Origin of the sequence: Streptomyces sp. NPDC088157, assembly GCF_044741545.1 — a bacterium.
Lineage (GTDB): Bacteria > Actinomycetota > Actinomycetes > Streptomycetales > Streptomycetaceae > Streptomyces.
Window position 1 is genome coordinate 46863 of the sequence record NZ_JBIUSU010000018.1, and the last position, 10179, is coordinate 57041.

Sequence of the window (10179 nt, forward strand, 5' to 3'; positions counted from 1 at the left end):
GTAGACGTCACCACGCACCCCGAACGAGGAGAAGCGCGCCCTGCCGCCGCCGGTCCTCGGTAGTGGCCCCCGGGAAAGAGATCCCCGGGTGCTTCGATCGAAGACCGGCCCGCACCGAACGGAGCGCTTCTCCGCACCGTCCCCCTGCCACACGGGCAGCGAGGGACGAAAGACGACAAGTAACGGAGAAAATGCTAGTGGAGAACGAGACCCACTACGCCGAGGCCGTCATCGACAACGGCTCCTTCGGCACCCGCACCATCCGCTTCGAGACGGGCCGCCTGGCCAAGCAGGCCGCCGGCTCCGCCGTGGCGTACCTGGACGACGACACCATGGTGCTGTCGGCCACCACCGCCTCCAAGAACCCCAAGGACCAGCTCGACTTCTTCCCCCTCACGGTGGACGTCGAGGAGCGGATGTACGCCGCCGGCAAGATCCCCGGCAGCTTCTTCCGCCGTGAGGGCCGTCCCTCCGAGGACGCCATCCTCACCTGCCGCCTGATCGACCGCCCGCTGCGCCCGTCCTTCAGGAAGGGCCTGCGCAACGAGATCCAGGTCGTCGCCACGATCATGGCGCTCAACCCCGACCACCTGTACGACGTCGTGGCGATCAACGCCGCGTCCGCGTCCACGCAGCTGGCCGGTCTGCCCTTCTCCGGCCCGATCGGCGGCGTCCGCGTCGCGCTGATCAACGGCCAGTGGGTCGCGTTCCCGACGCACACCGAGCTCGAGGACGCCGTCTTCGACATGGTCGTCGCCGGTCGCGTCCTGGAGGACGGCGACGTCGCGATCATGATGGTCGAGGCCGAGGCCACCGATAAGACCATCCAGCTGGTCGCGGGCGGCGCCGAGGCGCCGACCGAGGAGGTCGTCGCCTCCGGTCTGGACGCCGCGAAGCCCTTCATCAAGGTGCTCTGCAAGGCCCAGGCCGACCTCGCCGCCAAGGCCGCGAAGCCGACCGGCGAGTTCCCGGTCTTCCTCGACTACCAGGACGACATCCTGGAGGCGCTGTCCGCCGCCGTCCGCCCGGAGCTCGCCTCCGCGCTGACCATCGCGGGCAAGCAGGACCGCGAGGCCGAGCTGGACCGCGTCAAGGCGCTCGCCGCCGAGAAGCTCCTGCCGGAGTTCGAGGGCCGCGAGAAGGAGATCTCCGCCGCGTACCGCTCGCTCACCAAGCAGCTGGTCCGTGAGCGCGTGATCAAGGAGAAGAAGCGCATCGACGGCCGCGGCGTCACGGACATCCGTACGCTCGCCGCCGAGGTCGAGGCCATCCCGCGCGTGCACGGCTCGGCGCTGTTCGAGCGTGGCGAGACCCAGATCCTGGGCGTCACCACCCTCAACATGCTCCGGATGGAGCAGCAGCTGGACACCCTCTCCCCGGTGACCCGCAAGCGCTACATGCACAACTACAACTTCCCGCCGTACTCCGTCGGCGAGACCGGCCGCGTGGGTTCCCCCAAGCGCCGCGAGATCGGCCACGGCGCCCTCGCCGAGCGCGCCATCGTGCCGGTCCTGCCGACGCGCGAGGAGTTCCCCTACGCGATCCGTCAGGTGTCCGAGGCCCTCGGCTCCAACGGCTCGACGTCCATGGGCTCGGTCTGCGCCTCCACCATGTCGCTGCTGAACGCCGGTGTGCCGCTGAAGGCCCCCGTCGCCGGTATCGCCATGGGCCTGATCTCCCAGGAGATCAACGGCGAGACGCACTACGTCGCCCTCACCGACATCCTCGGTGCGGAGGACGCCTTCGGCGACATGGACTTCAAGGTCGCCGGCACCAAGGAGTTCGTCACCGCCCTCCAGCTCGACACCAAGCTGGACGGCATCCCGGCCTCCGTCCTGGCCGCGGCCCTCAAGCAGGCCCGCGACGCCCGCCTCCACATCCTCGACGTGATGATGGAAGCGATCGACACGCCGGACGAGATGTCCCCCAACGCCCCGCGGATCATCACCGTCAAGATCCCCGTGGACAAGATCGGTGAGGTCATCGGCCCGAAGGGCAAGATGATCAACCAGATCCAGGAGGACACCGGCGCCGAGATCACGATCGAGGACGACGGCACCATCTACATCGGTGCCCAGGTCGGCTCGCAGGCCGAGGCCGCCCGCGCCACGATCAACGGCATCGCCAACCCGACCATGCCGGAGGTCGGCGAGCGCTACCTGGGTACGGTCGTCAAGACCACCACCTTCGGTGCGTTCGTGTCGCTGCTCCCGGGCAAGGACGGTCTGCTGCACATCTCGCAGATCCGTAAGCTCGCCGGCGGCAAGCGCGTGGAGAACGTCGAGGACGTGCTCGGTGTGGGCTCCAAGGTCCAGGTCGAGATCGCCGAGATCGACTCCCGCGGCAAGCTCTCCCTGATCCCCGTGATCGAGGGCGAGGAAGCTGATGAGGACACGAAGGACGACACCGACAAGTGACGTCGAGTAGCTCGCAGGCGACGGCCCGCACCTCTTCGGAGGCGCGGGCCGTCGCCCGTACCCAAACCCTGATCAAGGGCACGGCCGGCATCGGTGTCGTCCGCAAGACCACCCTCCCGGGCGGCCTGCGCATCGTCACCGAGACCCTCCCCTCGGTCCGCTCCGCCACCTTCGGCATCTGGGCGCACGTCGGCTCCCGCGACGAGACGCCGTCCCTGAACGGCGCCACCCACTACCTGGAGCACCTCCTCTTCAAGGGGACGACCCGCAGGTCCGCGCTGGACATCTCCTCCGCCATAGACGCGGTCGGCGGCGAGATGAACGCGTTCACGGCGAAGGAGTACACGTGCTACTACGCGCGCGTGCTCGACGCCGACCTGCCGCTCGCCATCGACGTCGTCTGCGACATGCTCACGGGCTCCCTCATCCTCGAGGAGGACGTCAACGTCGAGCGCGGCGCGATCCTCGAGGAGATCGCGATGACCGAGGACGACCCCGGTGACTGCGTGCACGACCTGTTCGCGCAGACCATGTTCGGCGACAACCCCCTCGGCCGTCCGGTCCTCGGCACCGTCGACACGGTCAACGCCCTCACCGCCGACCGCATCCGCCGCTTCTACAAGAAGCACTACGACCCGACGCACCTCGTCGTCGCGGCCGCCGGCAACATCGACCACAACAAGGTCGTACGCCAGGTCCGCGCGGCCTTCGAGAAGGCGGGCGCCCTCAAGAACACGGACGCCACGCCCATCGCCCCGCGCGACGGCCGTCGCGCGATCCGTTCCTCCGGCCGCGTCGAGCTGATCGGCCGCAAGACGGAACAGGCGCACGTCGTCCTCGGCATGCCGGGTCTGGCCCGCACGGACGAGCGGCGCTGGGCGCTCGGCGTGCTGAACACGGCCCTCGGCGGCGGCATGTCCTCCCGTCTCTTCCAGGAGGTCCGCGAGAAGCGCGGCCTGGCCTACAGCGTGTACTCGTACACCTCCGGCTTCGCCGACTGCGGCCTCTTCGGCGTGTACGCGGGCTGCCGCCCGAGCCAGGTGCACGACGTGCTGAAGATCTGCCGCGACGAACTCGACCAGGTCGCCGAGCACGGACTGTCCGACGAGGAGATCGGCCGCGCCATCGGCCAGCTGAGGGGCTCCACGGTCCTCGGCCTCGAGGACACCGGCGCGCTCATGAACCGCATCGGCAAGAGCGAGCTCTGCTGGGGCGAGCAGATGTCGGTCGACGACATGCTGACCCGGATAGCGGCGGTGACCCCGGACGAGGTCCGTTCGGTGGCCCACGACATCCTGGGACGGCGCCCGTCGCTGTCGGTCATCGGCCCGCTCAAGGACAAACAGGCCTCCCGGCTGCACGACGCGGTCGCCTGACCCCTTCGCAGGCCTTCGGCAACTTCGGTAAGGAAGCACAAGAGATGAGCAAGCTGCGCGTGGCGGTCCTCGGCGCCAAGGGCCGGATCGGCTCCGAGGCGGTACGGGCGGTCGAGGCCGCCGAGGACATGGAGCTGGTGGCCGCCCTCGGCCGGGGCGACAAGCTGGAGACGCTGACCGAGAGCGGCGCCCAGGTCGTGGTCGAACTGACCACGCCGGCCTCGGTCATGGACAACCTCGACTACTGCGTACGGCACGGCATCCACGCCGTGGTCGGCACGACCGGCTGGACCGACGAGCGTCTCGCCCAGCTGAACGGCCTGTTGGCCGCGTCCCCGGAGACGGGTGTGCTCATCGCGCCCAACTTCTCCATCGGGGCCGTTCTGACCATGAAGTTCGCCCAGATCGCCGCGCCGTACTTCGAGTCCGTCGAGGTCGTCGAACTCCACCACCCCAACAAGGTGGACGCCCCCTCCGGCACCGCCACACGCACCGCCCAGCTCATCGCCGAGGCCCGTCGGCAGGCGGGCACGGCCCCGGCTCCGGACGCCACGGAGACGGGTCTGGACGGCGCGCGAGGCGCCGACGTCGACGGCGTCCCGGTCCACGCCGTCCGGCTGCGCGGCCTGCTGGCCCATCAGGAGGTACTGCTGGGCGGCGAGGGCGAGACCCTCACGGTCCGCCACGACTCGCTCCACCACAGCAGCTTCATGCCGGGCATCCTGCTGGGCGCCCGGCGGGTGGTGTCGACGCCGGGCCTCACCTTCGGCCTGGAGAACTTTCTGGACCTCGGCCGAGGCTGACATGCGCGCCAAGCTCTCCTACGCCGTCACGGCCGCCGTCCTGGTCTTCTACTTCGTCCTGGTCGGCAGCCGGGGCGTCATGCTCATCGAGTCCGGCACGCTCCTGACCGTCACCTTCGGCATGGCGGTACTGATCCTGCCCGTCATCGGCGTCTGGTTCCTGTGGAAGAACACCCAGTTCGTCCGCCGGGCCAACGCCCTCGCCGCCGAACTCGACGCCGAGGGCGGGCTGCCCGTCGACGAACTGAAGCGCACCGCGGGCGGCCGCGTCGACCGCGACTCCGCCGACGAGGTCTTCTCCCGGCGCAAGACCGAGACCGAGGCGGCTCCCGACGACTGGCGCACCTGGTTCCGTCTCGCCGTCGCCTACCACGACGCCCGGGACACCCCACGGGCCCGCAAGGCCATGCAACGCGCCATCAGCCTGCACGACGGCAAGCCGGTCCGGACCGCCTGAGCGGTACGTCGAAGGGGCCGGCCCGCACCTGTGGCGGACCGGCCCCTTCGACGCGACCGATCGGGTGTCCGGGTGCTCAGGCGCGCCGGTTCTCCGCGGCCCACGCCTCGACGGCGTCCGCCGCCCGGTCGAACGCCTCGGCACGCGCCAGGAAGTCCGCCCCGTGCGAGGTCAGCAGCGCCGTGGACTCCTCGGCGGTCCGGTCCCGCCGTACGACGGTCAGGGCCTGCCCCTGTACGGTCCGCGGCAGCCCCAGCCAGCGCACCGGCTGCTGCACGGTCCGCACGGCCACGACCCGCTCCCAGGGCAGCGTGCGGGTGAAGAGGAAACTCACGTGCCGCAGCCCGCGCTCGCTCACCCACACACCCACGCGCAGCAGCCGCAGGGCGCCGACGATCACGGCCAGGGAACAGCCGAAGACCGCACCGGCCTCGGACACCGACCCGGTCAACGCGATGATGACGGCCGCGAACAGCACGTACGAGGCGAGCAGCAGCGCCAGCGCGGCCACTCCGACCCGCCAGGGTCCGGGCCGGTAGGGACGCCGCCAGCGCTCACGGTCGTCGAAGGGCAACGGGACGTCGTCCGCCGCCTCGAATGCGTGGTCGGCCGTCAGGAAGGGCAGGGGCACGACTGGTCCTCACTCGTCCATACGTGGGCTGTGCCTGGTGAGGCTATCCGTCCGTGTCACCGCTCACCACCATCGGGGTCCGGATGGCGTCAGTGCCCCCGGGACGCCTGCGACTGCTGTGCCTGCGAGGAGTGGTCCAGGCTCAGCGCCGGCATCCCGATGACCAGGGAGCCCACCAGCGAGGCCACGATGGTGAGCCCCAACAGCCAGCGCCCGGCGATCTGCCCGGCGGAGGACCGCTCGGAGGGTGGGGGAGTGACGTTGCTACGGAACCTGTCGGCCTCGGCGAGGAAGGCGAAGGGTACGGGCTCGCGCCGGCGGAACATGATGGGTACTTCCTCCTGGGGCTGTCGATCGGACGCGTTCACTGATACAGACGAGCGGGTGCCCGAAAACGTGCCCCATATCAGCAGACGTCCCGCACGAATCCCGCGGCACGCCCGTCGGCGTCCGGCGCCGCGGCCCCCGTAGAGTTGGCGCCGCTCCGAAGACGCGATGGAAGGACCCCCGTACCGTGACCGACAGTCCCGCCGACGACCTCAAGCCCGGCTTCCGCAGCGACGTCACCGTCGAACTGGTCAAGCACACCGCGTCCGACGCCGACGTGCTCTTCGCCGCCCGCGTCTCGACCGTCGGTGAGCAGTCCCTGGACGAGCTGGGCAAGGACCCGGAGCGCTCCAAGGGCCTGATCAACTACCTGATGCGGGACCGGCACGGCAGCCCCTTCGAGCACAACTCGATGACGTTCTTCATCAGTGCCCCGATCTTCGTCTTCCGCGAGTTCATGCGCCACCGCGTGGGCTGGTCGTACAACGAGGAGTCCGGTCGCTACCGGGAGCTGCAGCCCGTCTTCTACGTCCCCGGCGAGTCCCGCAAGCTCGTTCAGCAGGGGCGTCCGGGCAAGTACGTCTTCGTCGAGGGGACACAGGCCCAGCAGGAGCTCGTCGGCCGCGCCATGGAGGATTCCTACCGCCGGACCTACGAGGCCTACCAGGAGATGCTCGCCGCCGGCGTCGCCCGCGAGGTCGCCCGCGCGGTCCTGCCGGTCGGTCTCTTCTCGTCGATGTACGCCACCTGCAACGCCCGCTCGCTGATGCACTTCCTCGGCCTGCGCACCCAGCACGAGCTGGCGAAGGTCCCGTCCTTCCCGCAGCGGGAGATCGAGATGGTGGGCGAGAAGATGGAGGCCGAGTGGGCCAAGCTCATGCCCCTCACGTACGCGGCCTTCAACGGCAACGGTCGTGTGGCGCCCTGACGGACGCCGCGAAGACGAGCGACGGAGACGTATGTGCGGATCATCCGTGCGAAGTGTCCGTATTGCGGCATTTAGAGAAGTTCATCTAGCCTGATCAAACGGACCCGGCACTGCTTGAACCCCCGAGCAGGCAGTGCCGGGTTCCACCTTTGTCATGACTTTTCACAACCCCCCGAGGGCAGACCCCACGGTGAGCAACGAGTAGCGTGTTACCCATGGCTCCGACCTCCACTCCGCAGACCCCCTTCGGGCGGGTCCTCACCGCCATGGTCACGCCCTTCACGGCGGACGGCGCACTCGACCTCGACGGCGCACAGCGGCTCGCCACCCACCTGGTGGACGCAGGCAACGACGGCCTGATCGTCAACGGGACCACCGGCGAGTCCCCCACCACCAGTGACGCGGAGAAATCGGACCTGGTACGAGCCGTCCTGGAGGCCGTCGGAGACCGTGCCCACGTCGTCGCCGGCGTCGGCACCAACGACACCCACCACAGTGTGGAACTCGCCCGCGCGGCCGGGAAGGCGGGCGCACACGGCCTCCTGGTCGTCACGCCGTACTACAACAAGCCCCCTCAGGAGGGCCTGTACCGGCACTTCACGACCGTCGCCGACGCAGCCGAACTGCCGGTCATGCTCTACGACATCCCCGGCCGCAGCGGCGTCCCGATCAGCACCGAGACGCTGGTCCGCCTCGCGGCGCACCCGCGGATCGTCGCCAACAAGGACGCCAAGGGCGACCTGGGCCGCGCGAGCTGGGCCATCGCACGCTCCGGTCTGGCCTGGTACTCCGGCGACGACATGCTGAACCTTCCGCTGCTCTCCGTGGGCGCGGTCGGTTTCGTCTCGGTCGTCGGCCACGTGGTCACGCCGGACCTGCGCGCCCTCGTCGAGGCGTTCACCGCCGGGGACGTCCAGAAGGCGACCGAGATCCACCAGAAGCTGCTCCCCGTCTACACCGGGATGTTCCGCACCCAGGGCGTGATGACGACCAAGGCGGCGCTCACCCTGCTGGGCCTGCCCGCCGGCCCGCTCCGCCCGCCCATGGTCGAGTGCTCGCCCGAAGAGATCGAACAGCTCAAGATCGATCTTGCGGCGGGCGGGGTACAGCTCTGACAACGGACTTCACAACTGAATAGCAGGCCACCGGTGCCTGCGATCCACAACGACAACTGCTACTGCACGAACGTCATGCACGCCACGTGCCCACCGGTACGTGGCGTGTGTGGTTGAGGAGAGTCTTTTGAGTCATCCGCATCCCGAACTTGCCCCGCCGCCGCCGCTCCCGACGGGCGGCCTCAGGGTCACCCCGCTCGGCGGCCTCGGCGAAATCGGCCGGAACATGACGGTCTTCGAGTACGGCGGCCGCCTGCTGATCGTCGACTGCGGCGTGCTCTTCCCCGAGGAGGAGCAGCCCGGAATCGACCTGATCCTGCCGGACTTCACGTCCATCCGGAACCGCCTCGACGACATCGAGGGCATCGTCCTCACCCATGGTCACGAGGACCACATCGGCGCCGTCCCCTACCTCCTCCGGGAGAAGCCGGACATCCCACTGATCGGCTCAAAGCTGACCCTCGCCTTCATCGAGGCCAAGCTTCAGGAGCACCGGATCCGCCCGTACACCCTCGAGGTGGCGGAGGGACACCGTGAGCGCATCGGCCCCTTCGACTGCGAGTTCATCGCCGTCAACCACTCGATCCCGGACGCCCTCGCCGTCGCCATTCGCACGCCGGCGGGCATGGTGGTCCACACGGGCGACTTCAAGATGGACCAGCTTCCGCTGGACGGCCGTCTCACGGATCTGCACGCGTTCGCACGGCTGAGCGAGGAAGGCATCGACCTCCTTCTCTCCGACTCCACGAACGCCGAGGTCCCCGGTTTCGTGGCGCCCGAGCGGGACATCTCCAACGTCCTGCGCACGGTCTTCGCCAACGCCCGCAAGCGGATCATCGTGGCCAGCTTCGCCAGCCACATCCACCGCATCCAGCAGATCCTGGACACCGCGCACGAGTACGGCCGCCGGGTCGCCTTCGTCGGCCGCTCGATGGTCCGCAACATGGGTATCGCCCGCGACCTGGGCTACCTCAAGGTCCCACCGGGCCTGGTCGTGGACGTCAAGACGCTCGACGACCTTCCGGACCACGAGGTGGTCCTGGTCTGTACGGGTTCCCAGGGCGAACCGATGGCCGCCCTGTCCCGCATGGCCAACCGCGACCACCAGATCCGGATCGTGCCCGGCGACACGGTGATCCTGGCGTCGTCGCTCATCCCCGGCAACGAGAACGCCGTCTACCGCGTGATCAACGGCCTGACCCGCTGGGGTGCGCACGTCGTCCACAAGGGCAACGCCAAGGTGCACGTCTCGGGCCACGCGTCCGCGGGCGAGCTCCTGTACTTCTACAACATCTGTCGCCCGAAGAACCTGATGCCGGTGCACGGCGAATGGCGCCACCTGCGGGCCAACGCCGAGCTGGGCGCTCTGACCGGTGTCCCGCACGACCGCATCGTGATCGCCGAGGACGGCGTGGTCGTCGACCTCGTCGAGGGCAAGGCGAAGATCTCGGGCAAGGTCCAGGCGGGCTACGTCTACGTCGACGGCCTCTCGGTCGGTGACGTGGGTGAGCCGGCCCTCAAGGACCGGAAGATCCTGGGCGACGAGGGCATCATCTCGGTCTTCGTCGTCGTGGACTCCTCCACAGGCAAGATCACCGGGGGCCCGCACATCCAGGCCCGTGGCTCGGGGATCGAGGACTCGGCCTTCTCGGCCGTCACTCCGAAGATCGCGGAGGTCCTGGAACGCTCGGCCCAGGACGGCGTGGTGGAGCCCCACCAGCTCCAGCAGCTCATCCGCCGCACGCTGGGCAAGTGGGTCTCCGACACCTATCGCCGCAGGCCGATGATCCTCCCGGTTGTGGTGGAGGTCTGAGCGACGTACGACCCCTCGTACGCGTGAACCTGGAGCGGGGCTCCCCGATTTGCATCGGGGAGCCCCGCTCCAGTACGTTTACGGCTCCGCCAGAACGGGAAGCCGGGCGCCTCGTGCGCCAGGATCGATCCCGGGAAGGGCCGGGAAAACCGACTCAGAACTTCTGATAAAGTCGGAACCGCCGGAAAGGAAACCGCGAAACAAAAGCGGGAACCTTGAAAGCACCGAGGAAATCGGGTCGAGAAAAGATCTGATAGAGTCGGAAACGCAAGACCGAAGGGAAGCGCCCGGAGGAAAGCCTGAGAGAGTCTC

Annotated in this window: 9 protein-coding genes; 7 read left to right on the plus strand and 2 right to left on the minus strand. The window is 68.8% G+C overall.

Annotated features, from left to right (window positions below; translation table 11 throughout):
- The first annotated feature begins 197 nt into the window (after window positions 1–197).
- The 4 genes from ACIPFH_RS42155 to ACIPFH_RS42170 are packed head-to-tail and all read left to right on the plus strand — an operon-like array spanning window position 198 to window position 5053.
- Entirely contained in the window at window positions 198–2417 is a 2220-nt protein-coding gene (locus tag ACIPFH_RS42155; RefSeq protein ID WP_401835292.1) for a polyribonucleotide nucleotidyltransferase, read from the plus strand.
- Window positions 2414–3793, plus strand: coding sequence for a pitrilysin family protein (locus tag ACIPFH_RS42160; protein WP_359128503.1), 1380 nt, complete (start codon window positions 2414–2416; stop codon window positions 3791–3793). Before ACIPFH_RS42155 ends, ACIPFH_RS42160 begins: the two co-directional genes overlap by 4 nt.
- 44 nt (window positions 3794–3837) lie before the next feature.
- Window positions 3838–4596, plus strand: coding sequence for a 4-hydroxy-tetrahydrodipicolinate reductase (dapB, locus tag ACIPFH_RS42165; RefSeq protein WP_401835274.1), 759 nt, complete (start codon window positions 3838–3840; stop codon window positions 4594–4596).
- Window position 4597: 1 nt separating this feature from the next.
- The gene (locus ACIPFH_RS42170; protein WP_401835277.1) at window positions 4598–5053 is read left to right on the plus strand and encodes a hypothetical protein; all 456 of its coding nucleotides are present in this window, start codon (window positions 4598–4600) and stop codon (window positions 5051–5053) included.
- Window positions 5054–5129: 76 nt separating this feature from the next.
- Here ACIPFH_RS42170 and ACIPFH_RS42175 read toward each other — a convergent pair whose 3' ends face one another.
- Entirely contained in the window at window positions 5130–5684 is a 555-nt protein-coding gene (locus ACIPFH_RS42175) for a hypothetical protein (protein WP_401835279.1), read from the minus strand.
- Window positions 5685–5773: 89 nt separating this feature from the next.
- Window positions 5774–6010: a hypothetical protein gene (locus ACIPFH_RS42180; protein ID WP_401835281.1), complete on the minus strand. Its 237-nt coding sequence runs from the start codon at window positions 6008–6010 to the stop codon at window positions 5774–5776.
- A 188-nt stretch (window positions 6011–6198) separates the two neighbouring features.
- Between ACIPFH_RS42180 and thyX the strand changes: the two genes are divergently transcribed.
- From thyX to ACIPFH_RS42195, 3 genes are all read left to right on the plus strand, one after another.
- On the plus strand, window positions 6199–6939 hold the full coding sequence (gene thyX / locus ACIPFH_RS42185; protein WP_401835283.1) for an FAD-dependent thymidylate synthase: 741 nt from the start codon (window positions 6199–6201) through the stop codon (window positions 6937–6939).
- Window positions 6940–7154: 215 nt separating this feature from the next.
- A complete protein-coding gene (dapA, locus tag ACIPFH_RS42190) occupies window positions 7155–8054 on the plus strand; it encodes a 4-hydroxy-tetrahydrodipicolinate synthase (RefSeq protein ID WP_401835285.1) in 900 nt (299 codons plus the stop codon).
- Between the two features lie 127 nt (window positions 8055–8181).
- Window positions 8182–9867, plus strand: a complete 1686-nt coding sequence (locus tag ACIPFH_RS42195; RefSeq protein ID WP_401835287.1) for a ribonuclease J — start codon at window positions 8182–8184, stop codon at window positions 9865–9867.
- Window positions 9868–10179 lie beyond the last annotated feature (312 nt).

Coding starts and splice junctions, on each gene's coding strand:
- ACIPFH_RS42180 (WP_401835281.1), bottom strand. CDS start 6,010: ATGTTCCGCCGGCGCGAGCCCGTACCCTTCGCCTTCCTCGCCGAGGCC.
- dapA (WP_401835285.1), top strand. CDS start 7,155: ATGGCTCCGACCTCCACTCCGCAGACCCCCTTCGGGCGGGTCCTCACC.
- ACIPFH_RS42170 (WP_401835277.1), top strand. CDS start 4,598: ATGCGCGCCAAGCTCTCCTACGCCGTCACGGCCGCCGTCCTGGTCTTC.
- dapB (WP_401835274.1), top strand. CDS start 3,838: ATGAGCAAGCTGCGCGTGGCGGTCCTCGGCGCCAAGGGCCGGATCGGC.